The following is a 25,637-nucleotide window of genomic DNA, read 5'->3' on the forward strand; positions in this document are numbered from 1 at the left end:
CCTTGCCAACCACCGTGTCCACCTTGCCAACCACCGTGTCCACCCGGCCAACCACCACCGTGCCCGCCTTGCCACCAGCCTACATAGCCTTGTCTCTGTGAGTTCATTCCTTCGCATCCCTTCTTATTAAAAATTCAAATACTGTAACTGGGTATTCTCTAAATATAATTATGTATCCCAAAAATAAATGTATCCGCAAACATCCCGATTATTGGTAAAGTAATTATCTAATGAAAAAAAACATTTATTATTGCAAATCTAAGCTCTATTATTTTTTACTTTTCACTCCAGGATATCGAATCTTTTTTAATTCTTATGGATCTAAACTGATCCAATAGTGATTCTGGTGCAATTGCTCTGAAGTTTTTACACTAGAACCTTCTTATTTACGCATTGAAAAATGTTACCTATAACGGAAAAGCCCAATTTCTCTATTTAAACAAACTGCAAGTAACCACTTATCCTTAGAATGAGTGGTTACTCGGTATTTCTATATAAAGAGCCATAAAAATAATGTCAGCATAAGAACCATCTTTGAACCTAATTTGGTTTATTTTCCTACCTTCTTCTTTAAACCCTAATCTTTTGTATAAATTTATAGCTCGTTCGTTGTTTGAAAATACATCCAGGCATATCTTTTCTAATCATTCTTGTTCTTTTGCCCATTCTATAAAATGAGAAAGTAATTTTGATCCAATCCCCATTCCAAATGAACCGGTATGGTGTAAACTCATATGGGGGGTCTAGAAAAAAATAGAAAACCGATGATTTGAACATTAAATTCTACTACTAATGTCAACCCTCCATTTTCTTGTCCGGTTTGTATCTTTTTTTGATACTCTTCTGCCTTTTCTTGCGGCTCTTCAGGTGATCGAAGAAAAAAGGTTGTAGTTTAATCTGTACCCTATAAAATGGACAGTTTAATAATAGGCTCTTTCTTTAATCCATGGACATGTGACGAGACCCTATGCCCATCAACTTAAGAATTCAGAATTACCCCAAGATGAAAAAATGAGCGTTCTTGTTACAAGTTAACACAAAATTTCATTCTGGGGGTACTATAAAACCTTAGATTGATAGCGATGTGGCGACACTCTTATTCAAGGCATTTCTCCTTCTAAAACAGACAGTACTTACAATCTTAGTACGAATCACAGTTGAATTCATGTTACTTAATCGTTCCCATCCCACCAATTTTAATCTTAACCTTGACGTTTACATCGCCTTTTGCTAATGCGTTATTCCAATTATTTTGGACTTTTTTCCATTCTGAATATGTGTACGTTCTCGCATACCCTCCAAGCCCAATAGGATCGATTTTGGCGGTTTGTATTTTTTGTATTAATTGCTTGAAATCAGCTTCCAGCTTAGTTTCAATCGCCTTTTGTAATTTTGCTGCGTCTTTTCTTGTATTAAAGGAAAAAAGTCGTTCTGTAATACCGATTCTCATCTTTACATACACATTAAATATAAAATGATTATCATATTTTGTCTTTGTCTTTACTTTAATACCATAGGCAGTAAAACTTATCAATTCTTTATCTTGACTATTCGAATTTATCTTAATTGGAACTGTAAATGATAACTCCCCTGCAGTTCCTTGTTGCAAAATACGTAAGAGTTTGTTTTCATCAGGTTCTAACGTTAATTTGTACTTTCCTTTTTCATCCAATAAGGCTGTACCTGTCACCCATATTTTATGCTTTTTTTTCACTTCAGTAATATTTGCTGTTAGCCCTTTGTCTGCTTTTTGTTCATATAATTCTTGAAGTGTTGTTTTCACTGTAATATTTCTTAAAAAAGCGGTATCAACTAGTTTTGTCAAATATATAGGAAGCCTTGGTTTATCTTTTGGGCTATAAAAGATGACGTCCGAAACAGGTCCATCCACAGCGACAACCCTTGCAGTAACTGTATTTTTCGGATCCCGGTAAAATGGATCGAGGTAATTTTCCCAGTTTTTTTGTTTCAGTAGCCTTTTTCCAACTAAAATGACCTGTGTTTTACTTCCGGCGGTAAGTGCCATAACCGTAGCATCAAATTGGTCTCTAGATTTTCGAACCGTAGCAGATTTCACACCAGTAGTTTCTTCTTTTATTTTTGCTTCTTTATTGAAAACAGGGCTTGATATATACACTAATAAATTATCATTAGGATCTAAATCGATACCAAGAATAAGAGTAAGAGAAACATCTTCAACATTTCTTTGATCGAAGCATCCAGTCATCAAGAACACCAATAACAAAATACAACATAGTACTTTTCTTTTCAATGTATTCTCCTCCGGCGAAACTTCTCATATAGACAGCAATACAGCCATAAGATAATAGGTAATATATATGTTAATCCTAATCCAGTATTCGATAATACCTGTTGCCAAATTTCGGCTTCATTCCAACTAGGATGAGTCCAAAATGTGAATCCGATAATAAGCAATAAGAGAACAACTACATGAGAGCTGTGATCTTGTTTTCTAAGTAATTGGCTAGAACAAAATACCGAACAGTATAGGGCAGGGATCCATGATGTGGAAACAATGGTTAAGTAAACAGCCAATAAAATCATGTCAAAACGTTCTAAAAAACGAAATTCAATTACTTTCAGTAAATTTATTACCGGTTGATTATATTGCGTAATGCTATCAGGGCTAAAATAGGCAAAGCAAACAATAGTAGCAAATAAATAAAATAACATTGTTAAGGTGTTTGCTATAACCATTCCATGGACTGCATACTGTTTTTTTTGTAAAAATGGATATAAAAAGAAAGCAATATCAAACCCTAAATAAGCATAAACAGTGCTTGGTACAGCGGTTAATATCGGTTTCCACCCTTCTTTTAAAAGCGGAAAAAAGGGCATCCAACTTCCATTCCCTATAAGAGGGATTAAAAAAAATATCGGAATCCACAGCGCCATATAAAAAAAAAGTTCAGCGTATCGTCCTAAAATACTAGGACCGCTACGTGCAACAAAATAGGTAGGAATCGAAAACAAAAAGATAACGATATAGTCAGGTGTTTTCGGGAGAAGCCATCCCTTAAGGTAAAGCATAGCGTTTATAAGAACGATACAAGAATAAAAAGCGAAGTACATCATGTAAATAACAACGAATGCTTTCCCTACTATTTTTCCAAACAATCGTATAAGAATATCATAAATCGTATCCTCAGGATATCTTGCAGCTGTTTTCACTATAAACACACCTGATATTGTGGAGAAAATCCAACCAATCAATATAGCTATCCATCCATCTGTTCCAGCCTTTTCTGCAAGCACACGTGGAAGCGATAAAACGCCAGTGCCCACCTGCACTCCATTAATTAAAATAATATACTGCATAAGAGTGATTTCATTATAGGCATACTTTTTCATAATTTCACCTTTTATTACGATTCTTTCCTTGTCGAATAGTTTGATTGGTTCCATTCCCCTTAGGACGCCTTCTTATCGTCCATAAAGGAAAGCGTACAAAAACATCTTTCATATCTGCAAAACGAAAGGGTGCTAATGGTGTTCCGTAAAATGTACCTAGCGATTTAAGACTACTTAGATGCCCAATTAAAGTCATCCACCCGATAACAAGTCCTACAATTCCAAATAAGGCAGCTGCTAGCATCATTGGAAAACGTAAAAGTCTTACTGCCGCTCCCATATCATAGTTAGGAATAACAAAAGAAGAGATAGCGGTAACAGCGACAACAATAATCATAATATTGCTTACAATTCCCGCCTGAACAGCCGCCTGACCAATGACAATACCACCTACAATTCCAACTGTCTGACCAATCGGAGTAGGTATCCGTAAAGCCCCTTCTCTCATCGTTTCCAATGTTATTTCCATAAGTAACGCTTCCATAACTGGAGAAAAGGGTACGCGCGTTCTTGATTCAGCAATAGATAAATATAGCTCTACAGGAATAACTTCAAAATTAAAGGAAATAAACGCAACATAACTCGCCGGCAGAAATAAAGCAACCATAAAGGCGACAAAACGAAGCAACCGAATAGATGAAGCAACTAACCACCTTGTACCGTAATCATCCACTCCTTGAAAAAAGGAAATAAAATTTGTTGGAGTAATTAATACATTAGGTGAATGATCCATTACAGTTACAAATCTGCCCTGTAAAATGTGAGATACAGCCAAATCAGGTCTTTCAGTTAATATAAATTGCGGAAACGGCGAGTAAGGGTGATCTTCAATGAATTCTATAAGTTCGCCATTACTAGTCACTGCGTCGATTGTAATATTTTGAATTCGTGTTTCTAATTCCTTCAGCACATCTTCAGAAGCTACATCTTTCAAATATAAAATAGAAATTTTGGTTTTGCTTCGTACACCAATTACTGTTTCTTTTATCGCTAATTCACGATGAGGAATATATCTTCGAATCATTGCGATATTTTGACTTCCAGTTTCTATGAATGCTTGATGTGTACCTTTTAGAGCTATTTCGTTATGTGCATCTTCAACACTTCTTTGTGGCCATCCTTTTGTATCCAATTGATGTGCTGTTGTTCGACTGTGAATTAATAAAACACTATCTCCTCCAAAAATAGCATTTTCAATCTGACTTAATGTATTAATAATCTTAATTTGTCCTAACGGAATTGGAAGTTCTCTATTAGTATCAAAATCAATATTCATCAAAGGACTGAGAACATGATTTTGAATCAATTCTTTATCTGTTAATCCAGATAAGTATACTAAGGCTGCTTCTAATCCACCTACTGTTATTTGAAACTGCCGAATTACTAAATCAGGCGCTTGACGAAATATATTCTGAATATGAGCTATGTTTTTGGATAAATCAGCGTCTAAGAGGGAGTCTTCAATATTTTTTTCCTGAAAATGAGTATTGTCTCGTATTGAACATGACTTAGGGTTGTCTCTATATTTTAAACGTGTCAAAAATTTAGCCATGATTCCCTCACTTTCTATGTACCTTTTATAGTATGTTTAGTATGCATATATTAAGGAAAAATATCCTAATAGTTCCTACAATTACACTTTTAAGACATTAGATACATTTCTTGCTGTCTTTTTTACTCATGTATTCCTTTTTGTTGTTGATGTAACTTTTCAATTGTAACTGACACACATCTGAAACTCTAAACCCTCTCTCTTCCCTAACGACTACTAATCGTAAAATTTCAGAATCTAAATTGTGTAAATTCCCCAATACTCGCTACCCTATAAAGATACATGTTTAACATGTTGATGATAGTTTTTCTTTTCTCTTCTATATGTTCTAGTAACATAATGTTTGGTTAAAATAACCTTTAAACTCTTTTTAAGAAAAACTTAAGAAAATCTCCCTTTATTCATAAGAATTTTTTTCTATACTGAAGCATATAAATGAACAAGAAGAGAAACGATCATGAAGAAATTTATAATTTGCATAATAGGAATCGGTCTTCCTATATACTTACTACCTTTCATATTACGCGGGAATTTAGACAAATTTAATCCGATTGCTGAAGAGAAAAATGTATATGCCGTTGCGACAGGATATGGTGTTCCGGATTACCATCATAAAGGAAGAGCTATGTACTCACTAAAAGGTGTTGATGAATTAAGGAATGAGAAAAAATATACAGTAGGAACGAACACTCCTAATGACTTTATAAGAAAAACTTACTTAAAAATTCATGTAAAAGGTAAGTATGTGTACTCTTACGATGTTATCTCTGAAAAGGACATTCGGTAGAAAATAAGAGGACAATTGAAAATAGTAGATAATTAAAAGAGCCTACTCGTATGAGTTGGCTCTTTATTTCCTCTCTCGTCTATCATTGTACTATCTTAAGAGAGAGGCATTCTTTTGATAAATTTATGAAATTCGCTATCATTATTTTAATAACCATTGCTCAATTACTTTCACTGTTTCATCTCGTTGTGCTTTTGGCGTAATTAAACTCGCATTATCACCTTTTTGCTCACCATACATGCCAAAATGAGCATGATTGCCCCCTTTTATCATGTGCATAGTTGTATTTTTGGACATGAACTTTTTATTGTTCTCTATTTTTTCTACAGTTGCTAAAGCATCTACTTCTCCATAAATAGATAACATTGGAATCGATTTTGTAGAGAAATCTTCTGCAGGATAAGAGCCTAAGAAAATGATCCCGTCTACCTTGTCTTCATTCTGAAAGGCATACTTAGAAATCATAGCTCCGCCCATTGAATGTCCAGCAACGTACCATTTTTGAACCCCAGGATACTCTTCAATTACACTATCTACCGCATTGATTCCAAGTATCGCTAAGTTTAATGGTAACTTAGGCATTACTACAAAATGCCCATCTTTTGCAAGAGCTTCCCCTAAGTAACTATAAGCCTCAGCTTCTACTTTAGCACCTTGATAAAAAATAACCCCTACTTTAGCATCTTTCGCTCCAAAAACTATATTATCTTCATCTTTTTTATCATCCACTAACGACAAAGCCTCTTTCGTTGGTTTGTAAGTAAACTGGGACCAAGTAAAAAAAGTAATACTCCCTATAAGTAAAATACCGAGTAAAGAGTACAGAACAATTTTTATCCATTTCTTCATATGTATGACCTCCCTAAGATGTATATATTCTATATTTTAGATTACCATTAATAAACATAAAAACTCGAGCATTTTTATTATGCTCAAGTTTTCATTTACGTCTTTAATTTATACTATAAATTGTCCAAGATAAATATGTAGCAAATGCAGACCATAAAAAATACGGAATTAGCAACCATGTCGATACTTTAGATAAATTGGAAGAAAACGCTATGAGAAGTAACGTAGTAATAGCGACTAGTAAACAGTCTACTGTTGCTAAAAACAAATTTTTTTGACTGAATTGAAAGTAGCTGAACGCTTGATTGCACATATAATTTAAAAGGAATACAAACCAAAATGTTTTTGGCTTTAATCCATATTTGTTGTAAATAATTGCAACTGATAATGCAATAAGTCCATATAATACAGCCCAAATCATTCCGATTGTCATACCAGTAGGTGTCCAAGACGGCTTTTCTAGTGCATCGTACCAAATACGATCAATAGGAAATAAAATACTAGAAACATAAAACAAACCATATGTTAGTAAAAATACTATGATACTAGATTTTTTCATAAACATTCTCCTTTTTCAGTAGAAGGTTTTAGAAACTTTATATGATTAGTATGTCCTTGTAATGGATAAATTTCTAATATTTAAATTTCAAATACATATCGTTTAATCTATTTTATACGAACTCTTTCATACTTTTATATGCACACAGTGCTCTCTCGCGTGCTGCCTTATGATCAACGACTGGCAAAGGATATGCATTACCAAGCTTAATATTGGCCTTTTGTAAAATATGCTCAGGTGCTTCCCAAGGTTTATGTATATACTTATTCGGTATATCTCTTAATTCTGGTACCCATTTTCTTATATACTCTCCATTTTTATCAAACTTTTCTCCTTGTGTGATAGGATTAAAAATACGAAAGTACGGTGATGCATCTGCTCCACTTCCAGCAACCCATTGCCATCCCATTGTATTATTTGCAATATCCGCATCTAGTAGTGTATCCATAAACCATTTTGCTCCTTCCTGCCACGGAATTAATAAATGTTTTACAAGAAAAGAGGCTACAGCCATTCTTGTCCGATTATGCATAAAACCTGTTTGCCAAAGCTCCCGCATTCCCGCATCAATAAACGGATAACCAGTTTCACCTTTTTGCCATACTCTTAATAACTCCTCTTCCTTATTCCACGGAAAATGTTCAAAGTTCTTATTAAGAGGTTTATATACTGCAAACGGATAGTGATATAGCAAATAATAAGAAAACTCTCGCCAAATTAATTGGCGTATAAAGCTATTCACTTGTTTTTCAAAAAGACTACATTGTCTTTCGGTACTTTTATTTATTAAGTAATGATACATTAACTTCACTGATATTTGGCCAAATGAAAGATATGGCGCCAACATCGAATGAGCATTTTGATTTGGAAAATCCCTTCCTTCACTATAAGAGGCTAATTTGCTAGAGAAAAATTTCTTGAATGTTTTGTATGCCCCTTCCTCTGTAGGCTCCCACATTGATTCAATATGAGATGTCCACGGTATCGTTGGTAGCAAGTGTAATTCTGAAACAGATAAGCTTGCTGGCAAAGAGCTTCCCCATTTTATACTCTGCACTTTACTAACAGGCTTAGGTATTACCTGCTTTTGAAATGCATTATAAAAAGGCGTAAACACCTTATATTCAGTGTTATCCTTCTTTTTTATAATCCACGATTCTAATAATAAATGCGAATTAAATTCCTTACAAATAATACCTTTATCTTCTAACATCATTTTCATTTTTTGATTAGATTTTAACCTGTCCGGATCATAGCAAATATTCCAATATACAGCCGTTATATCTAATTTTTCTATGAGAGAAAGTATTGCTTCCTCCGTACGTCCTTTACGAATTATTAAAGTGGAGCCCAATGCCTCAAGTTGCTTCTTTACATCTATTACAGCATGGTGCAACCACCACTTTGATGCCTCCCCCATTGAAAAAGCTTCATCTTGTACATATACTGGAAGAACCTCACCAGACTGAACAGCCTCAAATAGCGCTGGGTTATCATATAAACGAAAATCTTTTTGAAACATAACGATAATTTTATTTTGCATGGCTACCTCTTCTGATTCTTAAAACATAATAAAATTTATTATACAACAGCAATTTATACATAAGAATTTATTTGTCTTTAATAAATTAGTTAACTTTTTCAACTATTTTATTAGTAGGAATTTTAACAACCGTTTCTTTTTCCCCTATTCTATCAATCTTGAAACCATGAACTTTAACATCAGACGGTACTAGTGGATGATGACAAATCATATCTATACTCTTCTCAATATTTTCACTAACATTTTCTTTTCCACTTAGCCATTCATCGAGGCTACCACTTGAAAATTCAGGCATGCAATTTTCAAAGAGATAGTCTAGTTCCCTGTTATTTTTTATGAAATCACGTTGAATTTGTAGATTAACTGGAGAAGTTTCTTTATCCTCTATTCCTACAACAAAAATTTCTTCAACATTTTCTTGATAAATAGCAATAATAATAGATCTCATTATATCTCCATAAGGATGTACAATTACAGAATCGTAGCTGTGTATAGTCAACATGTTTTCTTGTTGACTGTTAGTTACTTGTTGGATAATAGGCTCTATTCCGTGTTCAATGTCTGTTAACAATAAAACTTTTTTATTCTTTGAATTCATATGAAGCACTCCTTCTTCATTATTGTATTTATGAAACTTTTAAGCTAGTAACAATAGTTGATTATTCATTACATAGTTGTTACCAGTTTTTCCAACGTCCCTCTGGATCAACACTTGTAAGTCTAACCCATCCATTTTTAACTTTTTCTCGAAATGTGAAATCATTATTTAGCAAACGCTCTATATATTCAATAGGCGCTTGAATTACAATTAGTAAACGAAGTGGTGAATGATACGTCTCACTATCTGACTGCATAACCGATTGCCAAGGTAAGCCTGGCAACAGGTCACTTGCATTTCCTTGCATAACACCGAGACCTGCCGTTACAGTTTGGGTTGTTTTGTTTCCACTACCATAATAATGAGGCGCTACAGTTGAAGCGTAATATTGTAAATTTATCCACTGAGCTACTGTTCCTGGTCCTGCAATAATGTTAGCTAATATATCGCCACTTTCATCCTGTTTCCAATCATAATTATGGAGGAACGCCCTACCTTCTAAGTCACAATCCTGAGTTAATTCTCGTTGCCCGATAATAAAAGATGCATTACGAGCTAATCCCCATTCTGGACGTATTTCACTCCAATCTTCTGCAAATCGATGTGCCTCTTTACTCGCATTTTTTATTTTCGTTTTAAAATTTGGTAATTGCGTTAAACGCTCTCTATTTGCATGTTGGCTCACATTTGGCATAATCGACTCGATACAATCAAATGCTTCTTGCGCAGCTTCCGAAAGTTCTGGGACGTAAATCCATTCCAATTCGTCCACTGTTGTTTTATGTTCAGCTGCTGCAAAAATGGTATCCTCAGGAATTTTAATACCTTCAGCAAACAACGCTTCTCTCACTTCTGGAAGATTACATAAAGTAGCAAAAACTCTTGCATTGAATCCTCCTGCTGCTCCGCCACAAGCACCACATTCAAGTGCTGCAGCATAAGGATTATTCGTACTTTGACTACTATGTCCACACATTACAACTAAAGGAGCAAATTTTTCTGTCAGTCCCACCATTTTTAAAGCTTGACGCACATAATTCACTTTTTCTTCTTTCGTAAAACCGATAGGTATCCCGCCTTTTGTGTCATAAACATGATTAAGCGAGAATGTTGTATCAGGTTTTTGTAACATAGTTTTACGAAGGTTACGAATTAAACCACCAACTCCTCTTGGGACAAAGCTTCTTGTCACCATTTGTAGACCAAATAAAGGACCACTTAACTCAGGTAGCGCCATACTCGTCAGTACGTTCTGTTTCATCGTTTTAAATGTATAACGCACCGAACTGCCTACCCTCTTACGTTGCTCATAAGATTTAAATTCATTTTCATCTGTGAGCTCTTTTATTTGATGCTTCGGTTTCAGTATAACTGGCAAAGAAGGATGGCTGTCATTACTACCTAGTTCACTAGTTGCAATTGGTAACCCAAAGAAACCAGCTATTCCAAACGTTTCAAACGGACCTAGTTTTTCTAAGTGGCGACGAAACGGTTCTGAACGTACATCAATACAAAATGCTAATTGAGCTAATACATGCTTTTTATCATTAGTTACACGCTGTTTAGAACCAATCTTCTCCCTTAATTGCTCTGCATGCGTCTGTTCCCAGGCTTCCAACCAAAGTTTCCTGCAAATATTTTCATCAAAACGATAAGCAAATGCTAATAATTCGCTTTGTTCAGCTGCAGGCATTTGTAACCATTCCTCTATTGAAATATCTCCCCAATAGATCCAAGAAGCTATAAGCGGGACGATCGCAACTTTTTTCTCAACCTTTTGATTTTTTAAAGGTAAATAAGTTTTTGCAATAGCCAGCTCCATAGAAATTCGAACTGCTAAATATTCTATTAGGAGTTCCTGTTCCTGAATTGATTGTTGTGAGCGCCATCGTATCATTCCTGCCCACCCAGGCAAAGAAAGTAAGTGTCCTTCAAGGTAAGCTTGTATGTTAGATTCAGAAATTCCTATTTCAGATAATGCTCTCGCTAAAGCTACTTGGGCATCTTGTGGCCAATCTTTTAAAACTTTACGCTCATTTTTACTGAGCGCTGGATCAAATTTAATAAGGTGTTGCCATGCACGATAAAAACCTTTCTCTCGATTTGGCATCGTCCAACTTGATCCGGAGTCATCAAGATATAATTTACACCATTTAATGATATGATAATTAAGAATATCAGATAGGTTTTCACTATTTTGATTCTCTATAAGCGAACTTATTGGCTGCATAACAGAGGCTTTCATACTTGCTGTATTTATATAACTCATTTCTTCTGCCAATTTATTTAATTCTGGCGATGATAATAGACTAGAAGGTAATTTTTCTAACTTTAAAGCTACTTGGCAAAATCGCTCTGCTTTCTCTCGCGGAATATTAAAAGATTGTGAATCCAGCCAACGAGACAAACTCATTTGTAAAAATGATTCCTCAATCTCACCTTTCGCTTTTGCCGAATGAATCATGGAGGCACTAGGATAAATATCCACATTACGAGCTTCTTTTAACCAATTTGCGACTTGTTCAAATGATTGCTTTTCAAGTCCCATCCAAGGGTGGTGAGCTGCAAACGTAGAGATAGGCCAAAGTGGTGCAATCACTCGGCTAGCAGATGCAACTAAATCATTTATATTATTTTCTTGCATATCAATGTTTGTATCTTTCTTTAATATTGACGGTATGCTCATCACGAATTACCTCCCTTTGATACATAATGTTTCAGGTAGCTTGGGTGACTTTCTACTGACTTTCTTCTCGCCTCACCTACTCGAACTAACCAAAGATAAAGTACAGCGAATAAAGTAGAAGATTGATTACGAGTAACGAAAGTACTAATAGCACTACTAAATAGTAAAATACATATAACAAAGATAACGGCTGGAACTGAAGGTTGAACACTTTGATAAATATCAGTATGCAACCATTTATAAAGAGAATTATGAACAGTAAAGTAAATGAGAGAAAATCCAATCAAAACAATTAAGCCAGCAATTCGTCCCATTCTTCCCTCTCCAAAAACAACAAGCTGTTTCCATGAAAAGTATAGTGACCAGCCTAAGATTAAAGCACTAACTAGTTGATACCCCTCTCCAGAGGTGATAAACCAGAAAGTAATTGCTATAAATAATCCTAAAACACGCCCGACTATAATCCATAAATTGGACATCTTTTCATTAGACTGCTTCACTACCCCAAAACGTTCTACTGAAGAACCAGCTTGTAAAAACAGTGTAGCTTTAAACAAACCATGTAAAATTAAATGAATAATAGCCGCTAAATAAGCGCCTAATGCACATTGAATAAGCATAAATCCCATTTGTGCAATAGTTGAACCTACTAGCTGACGTTTATAATCAACTTGGACTAAACTAATTCCTGTTCCGATTAAGACAGAAATACTAGAGAAAATAAGTAAAATGATTTGTGCAATATCATCATGAAAAAGAGGCGAAAATCTAGTTAACATGATACCACCAGCATTTACTAAACCCGCATGCATAATAGCTGAAACAGGAGTTGGAGCAACAGCAGATTCAATTAACCATCTTTGAAAAGGCCATTGTGCTGCTGGAATCATCACAGCTAATATAATTAATAAATTGATTGCTGTTCTTTCCAATGTTCCATATTGTGCTACATTTTCATTCATTAAAACTGATGTTAACTGCCACTGTCCTGTTATTTGAAAAAGCCAGATTATAGCTGATAGCAAGGCAATCCAACTTAATGTAAATAAATAACCAGAGATTTTTGTTGCTTCACTAACTACTTTCCACCCTTTATTTAGCCCTATGAGTAGAACCAATCCTATAAGCGTTGCTCCCCAACAAATGATCATTAAGCGAAGATCGTCACTTAACCATGCAACCGAAGATACACTTGTAGTAAATGTAAAAAGTGCAAAGTATTTTCGATATGAGCGATCTCCCATTAAGTAACGTACAGAAAAACGCTGAATGATTAAACCAATTGTAAGAACAAAGAAAGCCATTAACCAAGCTAAAGTATCTAGATGCCAAGGCCCCACAACTCTATCTCCATTGTTATTAACAAGTGCGAGTAAAGAAACCAATGAAGGCAAAGCGGCGATAGCAATATGGATATGAACAAAACGTAAAGGTATCCTTGCATTTAAAAACAATAATCCACTTAGCCAAGAAGCACTAAGTGCCATAAAAAATAATGTTAACAGTGTTGATGAACTTAGCGAAATTAACATGTATAATACTCCCTTCCAAACGAAAATAAAAATTTCTTTTAAGTAAGATAGTTTTTTAATTTCCATTTCCATTCACTCTTTTTAGTGCATCGTTTTTTCCCATAAAAAAAACCGACAACTTCCATAATTCAATGATTTTATATCATCATTGAATTATGGAGATTGTCGGTTTCCCTTCAACTAACTTCAATAAAGTTTTTTGAAGAGCTCCCATTTTATAGAGGATAATAATGTATGTATTACTCCTATTAAAAAGAAATGTATATTTCTGATCTCCTAGATTATGCAATCAATATATCAATTTATGTTATACGCTATCTTTTAATTAAGAAACTTTTTCATTTAGTCAATATTACATATTAAAAAAATGCTAAAGCCTTAATTATAGCAAACTGTTAAAATGAGCATCCATTAATTTTTAAAACAATTATAAGATAAACCATATTAAGCAGTTTGTCAATTTCTTTATCCGTTTTTTAAGAGTTATTAGAATTAAGATTTATTATATCTAAATAACTTCAAGTTTTTAATTATTAGCCTGTTAATAAAGTGCAAAACTTGTAGGTTTCTTAATCCTTCCACTAACCTTAAGGTATTTTTAAAATTTCTCCTCAAGATTATGAAGCAATTTAAAAATCATTACTCGTTCGCCTGTACGGGAGCTTATATCCGTATGAAAGCTTTTCACTTTTTCTCCTGTTAATTCTAGAATAATATCTTTCAAATCTTCAATTCCAGATTCAACTAGCTCCGAACGATTTTTCTTTATCGTTAGCATACCGTCTTTCGTTTCGCAAACAGTATATTCAGCTGGCGTTAAAATACCTTGTAAATTTACAATAATCATATCCCGTAATATATCTGTCTTAACGGATATAGATCCGCGTCCTAGGTAGTCCTTTTCCCAGTGAGTAATTGCTTTGCTTATCTCTGATTCAATAGAGCCTTTTGAGTTTTTCATCTTTGTATCCTCCTTCAATAAAATGTAATTATATTTATAATTACAATAACAATATAATAATCTGGATTGATTTTATTTTCAATTATTGAGAAGAATTTATAGGAATTGTAGTCAGGTATCCTTTAGTATTAAAGCGAATTTTTATATTGCAATATACGTTTTTTTGATTATCCCCAACAAAATACTCTTACTATAAAGACTCTGTTGCATACATTTCTAAAAAGGACATTCCGGAGAAAATAAGGAAACTCTTGTAACGTAATATACAAACAAAAAATCCTACACTTATGAGTAGGATTTTTCTCTTTTTATATTAGTCAAAAAACTAAAAGTATACCTGCCCTCCAAACATATTAACGATTGGGTTTATGCATATTTCCTTCGAATTTTGCCAACCACCAATAACAGTAAAGGAATCCCTAGCTCATAAACGGGAAATGCAATTGGAATTACGAAAAATATGTAGTAATAATGGGTAAATGTCTGGATATTTTTAACTGACACAGCTATGATGAACGAAATAGGAGCAAGAACTAACGCTACTTTTCGCCAATCCTTCAAATGAAATATTTGCGCTGTTCCATAACAAGCGATGAACATGTATAACGCCAATTTCACAAAAATACTAAAAAACCAAATAATAACTATCAAAATATCCACATTTTGAATGAACTCCATGACAGATATGTATCGGCTCAAATCGTAAACCGGATACAAAAAACTTGAAGATAAATTCGGACCGAATGTTAAAATGACCGCTAATGTTCCGATCGTTACCATGAAAACGGCTAATCCTACACCCAACATCGCTCTTGATGACGCTTGCTCTGGTTTATCCATAAAGAAAACGAACATCATCATCATAACAGCCTCTCCAAAAAATGCGGCTACAGGGGTATAGGAACCTTTAAGGATGGGAAGCCAGCCAGAATCGTGATAAATAGGCCGCATATAATCCCAATTCATATTGCCAACATTCAAAATGATTACAAACGTTATCATTAAAAGTACAATTGGCCCTATGATTTCACTTAAACGTCCAATACCTTCCACCCCTCCTTGGTAAATGATAAAAATGAGCAATAACATCGCAGTAAAGACAATGCCCCACAAAGGTGTATTATGAAACAAAGCGATAATAATGAACTCACCAAATTCACGGACGGTTATCCAAATTATCATGTACCACCCAAAGAAGTAAGGAATCATCAGTAGCTTTCCTAGCCATTTACCAAGAATAGTTTGACTAAATTCAATGAGAGTTTGTTTCGGATAAAGCGAACCAAGTGTAGTTGCCAAAAAAGTAAGAGCAACCCCTATCGCTCCTGCAATCAAAATCGAGATCCACGCATCTTGTTTGACCGTACGAATCGTCGCTGGAATAACTAGAAGGAGTGATTGTCCCACTTCAAATGTGAACATCATCCAAAAGATTTGCCTGCCAGAGATTTTCATCGATTTTCTCACACTCTATATTCCTCCTTATTTTTTCATTTCATTTTTCTTCAACTGCAACGGTGGTCCAGTCAGTCCTACTCGCCGAATAGTAAGCTTTGTACGAACAGAAACCTCCACTTTTCGAAATTGTTTACTCCAATTCTTTTTTAACCCTTTCCATTCGGATGGATATTTTTGATGAATGGCTTCTCCAAATCCAAAGATATCAGTTCCGTATTGTTTTTGAACCTTTTTAATAGTTTGGAGAGCTTTCTTTTCGGACTGTTTTTCCAATACATGTTCTAAAAGAGTAAGATTTTTTGGCTGTGAAAGATCTAAATTCGTATTGTTCTCCTGAATTGTTCCTTCACCAGAAAAAACAATGTCACACTTAATTGTGTCCCCTTGTATAGTAGGTATGATTTTTCTATTGATCTTTGTCATATATAAACTTGCACTACCATTTCCTTTAGAGGCCGTTGCTGTAACTGTCTGTTTACTTAAACGATTCACTATCCAAAGAGTAGTTAACCATTCCTGCATGTTTAAGTATCCTACCAATTTGAAATCGTTGTTAAATATAGCACCGCCTACAATTTGAAACCCTTTGACCACGGTTTTACCTTTTTTATGAGACACATTTAGTTTAATAACGGGCAAAATCGGGATGATTCCATCACTCGTACCAGCAATAAGAAAATTTAATAAAGACATATCTCCCGCTGCCTCTATTTGCATATGCTCTTTAAGTGCCCCAAGTGCCGGGATAGACTCTAAAGGGATGGATGCTTTCAGAAAATCTTTTGCAGTATTCCCTTTTATGACAAACACACCTGCTCGTAATCGAATATCAGGATCGCGGCTATATGCATCTAAAACTGGAGCAAGACCACTTTTAGCCATTTTTTCTCCAATCAATATTACACGCTGGTGCCCTCGAAAAATTTCTCTCGACATTTTTGTTTGCATCATTTGTATAGCTTCATGTGTATCCCTTCCCGTTCCCGATTCTGTAAAAAACGCTTTTCCTGCATTACTTCTTCCGCTCTGTCCCATTCCCATTTTTGATGGAATAATAAACTGAGCACTAATTTCAATCTTATTATTCTTCGCTTGATCAAGTCCCCATCCTAATTCTATTGCCAAATCATTTAATTCTGTCCGATCCCAACATCCCGTCAAGAAGCATAAAGAAATGACCAGTATCATACAGAGTGCCTTGTGCAGGCTCATTCTGTTTCCCCTCCCCGTTTCTCATCTGGCTTTTGTCCACCTGGAAAACGGACTTTCTCTTCACCAGATACCATTATTGGGCGGTGGGTCATATTCCAACGAGGTGTTCGGAGAAAAATATCCTTTAAATCACGAGGAGTCTGAGGTGCAACTGGACTTAAATACGGAATGCCAAAAGAACGAATGTTAGTTAAATGAATCAAAATCGCAAGGGTACTTATTGCAACACCGTATAGCCCGAGCATCCCTGCCAATAACAGCATCGGAAAGCGTAACATCCGGTAAGCTGTTCCTAAGTTGTAGCGCGGGAACGCAAATGACGCAATACCGGTCGTCGCCACAACAATGACCAAAGGTGCGGAAATAATACCTGCTTGCACAGCAGCTTGCCCGATAACAAGTGCTCCGACAATACTAACTGCTGATCCAACAGGTTTTGGTAACCGAACCCCCGCTTCCCTCAAGCCTTCAAATAAAAACTCCATCATTAGCGCTTCTATGACAGCCGGGAACGGAATGCCTTCTCGCGCAGCTGCAATACTAATAAGCAAATTTGTCGGAATTAATTTAGGATGAAAGGTTGTAATAGCAACATAGAGAGAAGGAAGAAATAATGAAATATTAATTAATATTAAACGAATCCATCGAACAAAAGTTGTGTAGATGGAGCGTTCGTAATAATCCTCCGCTGCTTGCAGACCAGTCCAAAATGTCATAGGAACGATCAAAACGAAAGGTGTGTTATCTACTAAAATGGCGACTTTCCCCTCTAATAAACTTGCACAAACCGCATCTGGCCGCTCAGTATTTTGAATTTGTGGAAAGGGCGAAAAGGGTTGGTCCTCAATAAACTCTTCAATGAAAGCTGACTCCAACACTCCATCAATTTGAATTCGCTTTACCCTTTGGCGAACTTCATCCAAAACCGAATCAGGTGCAATTCCCTCAATATAGGCAATTACCACATCTGTCTGTGACAATTCCCCAATCGAATAAGGTTCCATTTTTAGTTTTTGGCTTCGAATTCTTCGGCGAATCAGGCTCGTATTGACCCTTATCGTTTCCGTAAACCCGTCCCGAGGGCCACGAACAGAGATCTCGGCAGCCGGCTCTTCAATACCTCGTTTTTCAAAACCTTTTAAATCAGCGACTAGAGCTTGACTCTCTCCTTCTGTTAAAATGACGATATTCGCTTTCAATACTGCTTCTATAACCTCACGAACTTTAGAGATTGTCTTTACTTGAGAAACCGCAATGAGCTGATTTTGTATAATTTCTCCTACCGAATCCACACCCTTTACTCCACTAGGCAGACCTTCGAACATCATTGGTTTCAAAACAACTTGTTCCACAACTTTAGTGTCAACTAATCCATCTATATAAATAAAAAGAATTTTATTTTGACTATCTATGATTATTGGACGAAAAACAATATCCGAACAATTTTCAAAAACTTGTCTCAAAACTTCTTCATTCGCAGATACACTCTGCTTGAGTTCGCACTCTTGATCATTTTGGAGCAGCATACTTACACTCTCAAGTTCCTGAATATCTTTTCTCAAACGCTTTCTACTAAGTTTTTTCATCATACTACCCCATTTATCGAGTGGTTTATGTTTTTATACTTGAACTTTAGTGTTAGTGATTTCTTGACAAAAAAGCTTTAGAAACCGTTCCACTACATGGTTTTTGGGTAAGTAATCATTTGTCTAGAAAACAACAGGAAAATATCCCCTCTATATCCTTCTTAAAATCTCCTTACACATGAAAATTATTCAATTTTTTCTATAAGTTAGTTATTCTAAAATGAGGTATCCATAAAGTAACTTGTAACTGATGCTTTGTTAAATAGGTACTAATGAGCTTATAGAAACGAGCAAAAAAAGCATGTCCTGAAGAAAGATGAATCAGAACATGCTCTTAATTTATTTAATAGAATCACTCTTTCACTAAAACACCCTTCAATGAAATAACTGTAATAACATGACCTTATCTTTTAAAAATAACTATGTTTATACTATAGACGTTGATCTCTCTGAAAGTTTAGTTGAAAATGATCCTCATCATTGTATACTCCAAATTCATACCCTTGCTCTTTATAAAATTTAATAATTTCAGGAAGAGCTTGTAATGTTTGCGCCTTTTCATGCATTAAAACAACTTCTACTTCTTCTGTTGTCTGTCTCTTTACATTTTCGATAATCTGAGTTGGATTATCTTTTAATTTCCAATCATTTGAGTCTATTGTCCAATCCCAAACTTTTATTGCTGCTTCTACAATTTGATTACGAATTTCCTCACCCTTTAATCCCGGTGCAGATCCATATGGCGGACGAACTAGTTTAGGAGTTGTACCCGTAATATTATGGATCAGAGCTAACGTTTCTTTCATCTCCAGTACAAATTGTCCCTTTTTGTATAGCTTATCACTATTATGTGTCATACTATGAGCACCAATATAATGTCCTTCTTTTACCGCTCTTTTTACATTTTCCTGAAAACCTGTATTTTGTAAATTGCTACCTTGCATAAAAAATGTCGAGGCAACATTTTGTTCTTTTAGTACATCTAAAAATTTCCCAGTTAATTCGCTAGGACCGTCATCGAATGTTAAATAAACAACCTTTCCTACCGGTTTTCCATCAGGTCTTTTCTGTTTTGGTGGTGGTGTTTCATTTTTCTTTTCTTGTTGTTGCGTATTAACTTGATTACTACTTTCATTAGCTACTCCCTTCGCTGGGATAGAGTTCCATTTCCCAATTAAAAAGAAGGTGAAAAAAGTCGTTGCTAAAACAACTCCTAGAGATAGTATTGCCTTAGTTCCTACATTTGTTTTTTTCTTATTTTGTGATTCTTTCATTATGTTTCGATCCTTTCCCTACTAATTTTCATATTCATTATTTATACAGCTAAGCATTAACTCCAGTTGATATTTACAATAAGTAGATTAATAGAGGAAGGTGAAGATAAAATGCAGATAATGTCGAAATTAGTTAAAGAATAACGTATTGCATCCACTCTTTAGAAAAATATTGTTTTCTCTAATACAGTTAAATTTGAAAACTGGATATACATCTAAAATAAAAAATACTACTCTTTCTAAACAAAATTTTTATATCAAGATAATAGCATACTGTTATAAAGATAAAATACTGAGTTAGCCATACTATTGGAATTCTATTATAATCTTGTAATTGGAATTCATTTGAACCAAATGAAGAACTAGAAGCAATATTATTATGTGGAGGTGCCCCGATGAACCTTGTAATTAGAGAGTTAAAAACAAATGATTTAGATAATCTCCCGGAGATTGATGACAGTTTTATAGTGAATGCTCGGTTAATTCTTTCTCTTTCCAAAGGAAATAAACGTATAGAATATACAGTAGAAGACGTTCCGAGTTATGAAAAAAGTTATTTACAAAATCAAGATGATAATGAAGAACTGCCTTACAATGAATATATAAATAAACCTAATCAAGTAATTTACATAGCACTGGTACATAACCAAATCATTGGATTAATGGTATTGAAAAAGAATTGGAACCACTATGCTTACATAGAAGATATAACGGTAGATAAAAAATATCGTACAATCGGAGTTGGTAAAAGATTAGTTGATCAAGCAAAGCAGTGGGCAAAAAAAGGAAATATGCCAGGTATCATGCTTGAAACGCAAAATAATAATGTCGCAGCATGTAAATTTTATGAAAAATGTGGATTTGTAATTGGTGGATTTGATTTTCTTGTTTATAAAGGTTTGGATATGCAAAATGATGAAGTTGCACTTTATTGGTATTTGCATTTCGAATGAAAATATTCTTAACGTTAAACAAATTCAAAATAAAAACCCCAATCTCTCCATATTAAAATTGAGAAATTGGGGTTAAGTTATTTAACAAGATTTTTTATCTAAAACAGATAACTAATTAATAATCCTGCTGATAATAAGAAACCAAAAATCGTATTTGTCATCGCTGTTGACTTCATTGCGATGCGCATATACCCAGGATCCTTTGCTCCTTTTTGGAAACTTTGAATAGCAGAGATTGGCTTTCTCAAACCTAGGAACATAACTAATGCCCAAGGGCTTATATAACCCATTAATACAATTACGGCAATCCATAAATACGCAATGAAAAAGGCTACCGCTAGTGTTACTATGGCTTTTTCTCTCCCAAGGAGGATTACTAATGTCTTTCTTCCACCTTTAATATCTTCTTCTATATCTCGGATGTTATTTGACATATTGATTGCACCGACTAAAATTCCAATTGGAATAGAAATCAATACACTTTCAATCGTTACAGTATTCGTCTGGATAAAGAAAGCAATGAGTACAAAACATGTCCCCATTAACAATCCAGAAACTAGTTCTCCAAATGGAGTGTACGCAATCGGTAATGGACCACCTGTATATAAATAGCCAACTGCCATTCCAATTAAACCGATGACGACTAACCACCAGCTACTATTCATACAAATATAAATGCCGATAAGTGCTGCTACTACATACAATAAAAGCGCAACTGTTAACACATTTTTTGGTTTCAATCCATGACGGACAATTCCGCCACCAATTCCAACGGATTCAGCAGTGTCTAATCCACGTTTGAAATCATAGTACTCATTAAATAAATTCGTTGCGATTTGCAATGCTAAACATGCAATCATCATCGCAATAAATAAAAGCCAATCAATTTCGGCAACATAAAGCGATGCCACTGTCCCTAAAATTACAGGAGAAAACGTCGCCGTTAATGTATGTGGGCGCGTCATCTTCCATATTAATTTAGCGGAACTAATTTCTTTTTCATTCCCCATAACTCTGTTCAATCTCCCTACATTTTAAGTATAAAATCGCTAGAAGTATCTTTCTATCTATTGCCTACTTCACATCCATTCATTATATCAATAAATGATTATCCTTTCTAACAAATCTACTTTTAATAACGTAAAAAGTTATTAAATGAAACTTTAATTAGTGAGGGGCCATTACTCACTGATTAATAGACTACACTAATCGTACTTTTACGTGCATCCCAATTTCCGCTTAACTTCCTCTCATTCACCTAATTTTAAGGGACAATCTTTTTCCGCGCAAATAGCAAGATAAATAAAATAGCCTACTCGTATGAGTTGACTATTTTTCTTTGAAGACATTTAATACGCCCTACAGCAAAAACTATGATTAAGGTCAAATCACTTCCAAACAATCCCTCGCCGCTCGTATTCCATCCTATATTCAACAGCAGCTGCAATTTGGGAGCTTGCGAATCTTTCCGTAATCCAAAGCCCTAAATCAATTCCTGAAGTAACTCCTCTTGCGGTAATAACATTCCCTTGATCCACAATTCTGTAAGGAAGAAGCTCTGCCCCGTATTCACTCATTTCATTCTGCGCCAAATGGTGCATCGTCGCCTTTTTACCATTCAATATACCGGATACAGCTAGTAACATACCTCCTGTACAAACTCCAGCAACAATCGTTCCTGCATTGTGCATCTCTCTAATCATTTTAGTCAAAGTACCAAGCTCTGCTTGCTTTCGTGCCCCATCCTCTGCTTTATGATTCCAACCGCCACCAGGTACAATTAACAAATCTGGACGATTATCCATTCGTAAAAAATCATGTAGTTTAACTGTAACTCCAAACGAGGTAGTAACTGCTTGCTTCGGTTCACTTGATATGAATTCAACCGTAAATGGAGCTCCTTCTTCTATCGCTCTTTTGAGCACCTCAAACGGCGCAAAGGAGACAAGCTCTCCGAAGCCATCAAACAATACTATTTGTATTTTCATTTTCGGACACCTCATATAGTTTCTTTTTTGAATCGCAAATTAGGACAATAACTGTTATCTACAAATTAACAATGAAGATAGTCTTTCTCCTCTCACTCTATAAACTTCAAAATGTTCTTCTAGCTGCCCCACATCTTCTAGTACATTTAGCGTTTTCTTCACAAAATTCCAATTCAAACTACCAGATAACCATAATAATGAAGACAGTCTTTTATAATCGTTTGAGGTTAAAATATTATTAGCCTTATATCCTTCTAAAAATGAACTAGCAACACTTAAACATACTTCATGCGAATGTATTCCTTCTGTTCGAGAATACCACTTTATTAAAAAGGATAACCCTTCAACGCGGTCAACATAACTAATAGATTCAAAATCTACAATTCCTTTTACCTTTTGACTTGATTCCCATAAAACATTCAAAGGATTTAAATCAGTTTGTACAATAAACTCCAAATTACTCGTATATGCACATTCTATATGACACTTAGCGAGCTCTATATACCCTCGCAATTCCTTACATGTACCACCTTTATTTTCTAATAGCTTTATAAACTCACCATATCCATCTAAATGAGATTTCTTTTGAAAAGTCGAGCTTTGAAATGTACAAGAAATATCATGTATATTTCTTGCTTCCTTTCCAAAAATCTCTGCCATCGTTTCTGTACAATGAGTAACATGCTCCCCTTCAATCCAAGTAGACAATACAAACCGATACTGTTCATCATTCCAAGTAACAAATGTAAATGACTCTCCCGCCCGATTCTCCTTAATCTGCATAAATGGGATTCCATGCTCTCGTAAATAATACGCAAATCGTACTTGCTCTTTCAATTGTTCATTTGATAATGTCCCAACAGCTGGATTAGTTGTTCGATCGCTATTCATAAACCGTGCGGAATACCGATCTCCATTTACGATGATTTTATAATGCAAATCTGTATGCCAACTGTTCTTATGTAATTCTTCTTCCACTATTAGTGAATGAATTTCTTTAAAATAATTTATTACTACATTTCTTATTATGTGTTTCACCCTATTCCCCTTTCATGCAAAAATCCATTCTTGTACTTCCGAATAAAAACCTTTTAAAGTGAGGATTTTTAAGATACACCTAATGTATTCAAATAAATAATTCTACCCTACTGTAGAGTAATAATAAAGTTATGTAATTTTGCCGCCAAAATTACAGTAGCCTTCTATCTATGTAGATGAAAGAAGGCTACTAAATCTTTTTAAAAATCTAGTTATTTCATAGTGAATGTATTATTGATTAAATAATACATTTGTTTAATACAAGTACTAAATAAGAAAAAATAACCGTTATAATGCAATTAACAAATTGAGGATTTTCATTTAAACTTTATAAAACTCAAATGTATTTTTTTCTATACATATTGTTTCATCAGAAGTTTTGATAATGATATCAAAACGCTGACTATACGAATGCATAAATACTTCATATTGAATCCGGAGTTCTTCATGAGACTGCTTTAAATAATTTATATCGGCTCCTCTTTCAGCTATATCCCGGCTTGACCTTCTTATTAGTTCCGTTTCGCCATCTGTATAAAAATAAATTTTCAAATCAAATAAATCAGGATCAATAAATGCGGCGCTCATTCCTTCCACAATCGTTACTTTATTTTCCGAAGAAATCAACTTACTTTTCATATAATGCGTATCTATCGTATAAAAATCTAGCCCAGCTCTAACCATATGAATATCTCTTTCTAAAGCTGCCAAATGGTGCGCCGCTGGGTGACAAGCTGTCATTTTATAACGATGATTTTCATTTTGATATGTATAGTGAATCACTGCGTGCTTACGGATATCCGAACTAACAATGTAAGGATCTGTATTAATATAATTTACTTCATTTTGATTTAGTAGGTTTACGAGTCTATTAGTAAACGTTGTTTTTCCAGCTGCACCATGCCCTGAAATACCGATAACAATTTGTTCGTCTCTCATCTTTAACCAATTTATGATTTCTTGTAACAACTTATCCATCATTCTCCCCCTTGCGCTAATATACTATCCTTTATTTAGATATCCAAAAATCCTTTTATTTAATTATACATAAAAAGGGAAAGATAGTGTGATTATTCATCATACCATCTCTAATTCTAAACAACTTTATTATTTATGAACACCTACATGATTAAATACATTTCTAACTTTATAAACCCAACAGAATATCCTCTGCTTTTGGGTAATTTATGCGAACCAATGCAGTCATAACTATGTACAATAAAGGAAAGAGCCAATCCCCTATACGATAGAAGATTGGCTCTTTCCTTTATTTACTCCCCTGTTTCAGAAAATCTCTTTATACGTTTTCCAATTTCATCGCGAACACGTTGAAATTCAGACCACTCTTTTCCTGCCGGGTCATCAAATCCCCAGTGAACACGATTTACGTGCGGAGGTGTCGAAGGACAAACCGAATCCGCATGACTACAAAGGGTAACAACTAAATCAGCGTTATTTAAAATATTTACATCAATTATATCTGATGTTTGATTCGTTATGTCAATATTAACTTCTTTCATCGCTTTAATAGCATTTGGATTTACTCCATGTGCTTCAATACCTGCAGAATATACATTCCACTTATCCCCTACATATTGTTTGCCCCATGCTTCTGCCATTTGGCTTCGGCATGAATTTCCTGTGCATAAGAAATAAATTGTCTTTTTGTTTTCCATGTTGTTTTCCGCC

General features: G+C 34.8%; 21 protein-coding genes. 2 read left to right on the forward strand and 19 right to left on the reverse strand.

The window, feature by feature from the left end; all coding sequences use genetic code 11:
* Window positions 1-1,168: 1,168 nt before the first annotated feature.
* Genes C4S65_RS28515 through C4S65_RS28525 form a run of 3 tightly spaced genes read right to left on the reverse strand, consistent with a single transcriptional unit; the run spans window position 1,169 to window position 4,924 of the window.
* A complete protein-coding gene (locus C4S65_RS28515; protein WP_086406340.1) occupies window positions 1,169-2,272 on the reverse strand; it encodes a Ger(x)C family spore germination protein in 1,104 nt (367 codons plus the stop codon).
* Window positions 2,269-3,372, reverse strand: coding sequence for an endospore germination permease (locus C4S65_RS28520; RefSeq protein ID WP_086406349.1), 1,104 nt, complete (start codon window positions 3,370-3,372; stop codon window positions 2,269-2,271). The genes C4S65_RS28515 and C4S65_RS28520 overlap by 4 nt, the downstream gene beginning before the upstream one ends.
* 4 nt (window positions 3,373-3,376) lie before the next feature.
* Window positions 3,377-4,924, reverse strand: a complete 1,548-nt coding sequence (locus C4S65_RS28525) for a spore germination protein (RefSeq protein WP_086406339.1) — start codon at window positions 4,922-4,924, stop codon at window positions 3,377-3,379.
* Window positions 4,925-5,381: 457 nt separating this feature from the next.
* Here C4S65_RS28525 and C4S65_RS28530 point away from each other — a divergent pair, with 457 nt between their 5' ends.
* Window positions 5,382-5,711: a DUF1093 domain-containing protein gene (locus tag C4S65_RS28530; protein ID WP_097960000.1), complete on the forward strand. Its 330-nt coding sequence runs from the start codon at window positions 5,382-5,384 to the stop codon at window positions 5,709-5,711.
* A 141-nt stretch (window positions 5,712-5,852) separates the two neighbouring features.
* Here C4S65_RS28530 and C4S65_RS28535 read toward each other — a convergent pair whose 3' ends face one another.
* The 11 genes from C4S65_RS28535 to C4S65_RS28585 form a co-directional block, all read right to left on the reverse strand.
* On the reverse strand, window positions 5,853-6,560 hold the full coding sequence (locus C4S65_RS28535; protein ID WP_097959999.1) for an alpha/beta hydrolase: 708 nt from the start codon (window positions 6,558-6,560) through the stop codon (window positions 5,853-5,855).
* Between the two features lie 103 nt (window positions 6,561-6,663).
* Window positions 6,664-7,119 carry a tryptophan-rich sensory protein gene (locus C4S65_RS28540; RefSeq protein ID WP_116365587.1) on the reverse strand — a complete coding sequence of 152 codons (456 nt, stop codon included), beginning with the start codon at window positions 7,117-7,119 and terminating at the stop codon, window positions 6,664-6,666.
* Window positions 7,120-7,231: 112 nt separating this feature from the next.
* Window positions 7,232-8,662, reverse strand: coding sequence for a deoxyribodipyrimidine photo-lyase (locus C4S65_RS28545; RefSeq protein ID WP_061665919.1), 1,431 nt, complete (start codon window positions 8,660-8,662; stop codon window positions 7,232-7,234).
* 85 nt (window positions 8,663-8,747) lie between these two features.
* On the reverse strand, window positions 8,748-9,260 hold the full coding sequence (locus C4S65_RS28550) for a carbonic anhydrase (protein ID WP_086406334.1): 513 nt from the start codon (window positions 9,258-9,260) through the stop codon (window positions 8,748-8,750).
* Between the two features lie 79 nt (window positions 9,261-9,339).
* Window positions 9,340-11,946 carry a putative inorganic carbon transporter subunit DabA gene (locus tag C4S65_RS28555; RefSeq protein ID WP_086406333.1) on the reverse strand — a complete coding sequence of 869 codons (2,607 nt, stop codon included), beginning with the start codon at window positions 11,944-11,946 and terminating at the stop codon, window positions 9,340-9,342.
* Window positions 11,946-13,478, reverse strand: coding sequence for an NADH dehydrogenase subunit 5 (locus C4S65_RS28560; RefSeq protein WP_086406348.1), 1,533 nt, complete (start codon window positions 13,476-13,478; stop codon window positions 11,946-11,948). The genes C4S65_RS28555 and C4S65_RS28560 overlap by 1 nt, the downstream gene beginning before the upstream one ends.
* 598 nt (window positions 13,479-14,076) lie before the next feature.
* Window positions 14,077-14,439, reverse strand: a complete 363-nt coding sequence (locus C4S65_RS28565) for a DUF2294 domain-containing protein (protein ID WP_000798160.1) — start codon at window positions 14,437-14,439, stop codon at window positions 14,077-14,079.
* Window positions 14,440-14,805: 366 nt separating this feature from the next.
* Window positions 14,806-15,894, reverse strand: a complete 1,089-nt coding sequence (locus C4S65_RS28570; protein ID WP_003307391.1) for an endospore germination permease — start codon at window positions 15,892-15,894, stop codon at window positions 14,806-14,808.
* A gap of 27 nt (window positions 15,895-15,921) precedes the next feature.
* Window positions 15,922-17,109, reverse strand: coding sequence for a Ger(x)C family spore germination protein (locus C4S65_RS28575; RefSeq protein ID WP_061665916.1), 1,188 nt, complete (start codon window positions 17,107-17,109; stop codon window positions 15,922-15,924).
* Complete coding sequence (locus C4S65_RS28580; protein ID WP_086406332.1) at window positions 17,106-18,698, reverse strand: spore germination protein; 1,593 nt, start codon at window positions 18,696-18,698, stop codon at window positions 17,106-17,108. The genes C4S65_RS28575 and C4S65_RS28580 overlap by 4 nt, the downstream gene beginning before the upstream one ends.
* Window positions 18,699-19,126: 428 nt before the next feature.
* A complete protein-coding gene (locus C4S65_RS28585; protein WP_098838283.1) occupies window positions 19,127-19,969 on the reverse strand; it encodes a polysaccharide deacetylase family protein in 843 nt (280 codons plus the stop codon).
* 395 nt (window positions 19,970-20,364) lie between these two features.
* Between C4S65_RS28585 and satA the strand changes: the two genes are divergently transcribed.
* Complete coding sequence (gene satA / locus C4S65_RS28590; RefSeq protein WP_086406330.1) at window positions 20,365-20,922, forward strand: streptothricin N-acetyltransferase SatA; 558 nt, start codon at window positions 20,365-20,367, stop codon at window positions 20,920-20,922.
* 98 nt (window positions 20,923-21,020) lie between these two features.
* Here satA and menA read toward each other — a convergent pair whose 3' ends face one another.
* The 5 genes from menA to arsC all read right to left on the reverse strand — a co-directional run bounded on the left by menA (window position 21,021) and on the right by arsC (window position 25,624).
* Window positions 21,021-21,932 (reverse strand): 1,4-dihydroxy-2-naphthoate polyprenyltransferase, encoded by a 912-nt coding sequence (gene menA / locus C4S65_RS28595; RefSeq protein ID WP_061665914.1) that lies wholly within the window; start codon window positions 21,930-21,932, stop codon window positions 21,021-21,023.
* A gap of 378 nt (window positions 21,933-22,310) precedes the next feature.
* A complete protein-coding gene (locus C4S65_RS28600; protein ID WP_000701558.1) occupies window positions 22,311-22,910 on the reverse strand; it encodes a DJ-1/PfpI family protein in 600 nt (199 codons plus the stop codon).
* Window positions 22,911-22,964: 54 nt separating this feature from the next.
* The gene (locus tag C4S65_RS28605; protein WP_000680499.1) at window positions 22,965-23,948 is read right to left on the reverse strand and encodes a phosphotransferase; all 984 of its coding nucleotides are present in this window, start codon (window positions 23,946-23,948) and stop codon (window positions 22,965-22,967) included.
* 321 nt (window positions 23,949-24,269) lie between these two features.
* Entirely contained in the window at window positions 24,270-24,926 is a 657-nt protein-coding gene (locus tag C4S65_RS28610; protein ID WP_098013593.1) for a phosphoribulokinase, read from the reverse strand.
* A gap of 293 nt (window positions 24,927-25,219) precedes the next feature.
* The gene (gene arsC / locus C4S65_RS28615) at window positions 25,220-25,624 is read right to left on the reverse strand and encodes an arsenate reductase (thioredoxin) (protein ID WP_000428370.1); all 405 of its coding nucleotides are present in this window, start codon (window positions 25,622-25,624) and stop codon (window positions 25,220-25,222) included.
* Window positions 25,625-25,637 lie beyond the last annotated feature (13 nt).

Source organism: Bacillus sp. ok061, assembly GCF_900108285.1.
GTDB lineage: Bacteria > Bacillota > Bacilli > Bacillales > Bacillaceae_G > Bacillus_A > Bacillus_A thuringiensis_S.

Coding starts and splice junctions, on each gene's coding strand:
- C4S65_RS28520 (WP_086406349.1), bottom strand. CDS start 3,372: ATGAAAAAGTATGCCTATAATGAAATCACTCTTATGCAGTATATTATT.
- C4S65_RS28525 (WP_086406339.1), bottom strand. CDS start 4,924: ATGGCTAAATTTTTGACACGTTTAAAATATAGAGACAACCCTAAGTCA.
- C4S65_RS28530 (WP_097960000.1), top strand. CDS start 5,382: ATGAAGAAATTTATAATTTGCATAATAGGAATCGGTCTTCCTATATAC.
- C4S65_RS28535 (WP_097959999.1), bottom strand. CDS start 6,560: ATGAAGAAATGGATAAAAATTGTTCTGTACTCTTTACTCGGTATTTTA.
- C4S65_RS28540 (WP_116365587.1), bottom strand. CDS start 7,119: ATGAAAAAATCTAGTATCATAGTATTTTTACTAACATATGGTTTGTTT.
- C4S65_RS28545 (WP_061665919.1), bottom strand. CDS start 8,662: ATGCAAAATAAAATTATCGTTATGTTTCAAAAAGATTTTCGTTTATAT.
- C4S65_RS28550 (WP_086406334.1), bottom strand. CDS start 9,260: ATGAATTCAAAGAATAAAAAAGTTTTATTGTTAACAGACATTGAACAC.
- C4S65_RS28555 (WP_086406333.1), bottom strand. CDS start 11,946: ATGAGCATACCGTCAATATTAAAGAAAGATACAAACATTGATATGCAA.
- C4S65_RS28560 (WP_086406348.1), bottom strand. CDS start 13,478: ATGTTAATTTCGCTAAGTTCATCAACACTGTTAACATTATTTTTTATG.
- C4S65_RS28565 (WP_000798160.1), bottom strand. CDS start 14,439: ATGAAAAACTCAAAAGGCTCTATTGAATCAGAGATAAGCAAAGCAATT.
- C4S65_RS28570 (WP_003307391.1), bottom strand. CDS start 15,894: ATGAAAATCTCTGGCAGGCAAATCTTTTGGATGATGTTCACATTTGAA.
- C4S65_RS28575 (WP_061665916.1), bottom strand. CDS start 17,109: ATGAGCCTGCACAAGGCACTCTGTATGATACTGGTCATTTCTTTATGC.
- C4S65_RS28580 (WP_086406332.1), bottom strand. CDS start 18,698: ATGATGAAAAAACTTAGTAGAAAGCGTTTGAGAAAAGATATTCAGGAA.
- C4S65_RS28585 (WP_098838283.1), bottom strand. CDS start 19,969: ATGAAAGAATCACAAAATAAGAAAAAAACAAATGTAGGAACTAAGGCA.
- satA (WP_086406330.1), top strand. CDS start 20,365: ATGAACCTTGTAATTAGAGAGTTAAAAACAAATGATTTAGATAATCTC.
- menA (WP_061665914.1), bottom strand. CDS start 21,932: ATGGGGAATGAAAAAGAAATTAGTTCCGCTAAATTAATATGGAAGATG.
- C4S65_RS28600 (WP_000701558.1), bottom strand. CDS start 22,910: ATGAAAATACAAATAGTATTGTTTGATGGCTTCGGAGAGCTTGTCTCC.
- C4S65_RS28610 (WP_098013593.1), bottom strand. CDS start 24,926: ATGGATAAGTTGTTACAAGAAATCATAAATTGGTTAAAGATGAGAGAC.
- arsC (WP_000428370.1), bottom strand. CDS start 25,624: ATGGAAAACAAAAAGACAATTTATTTCTTATGCACAGGAAATTCATGC.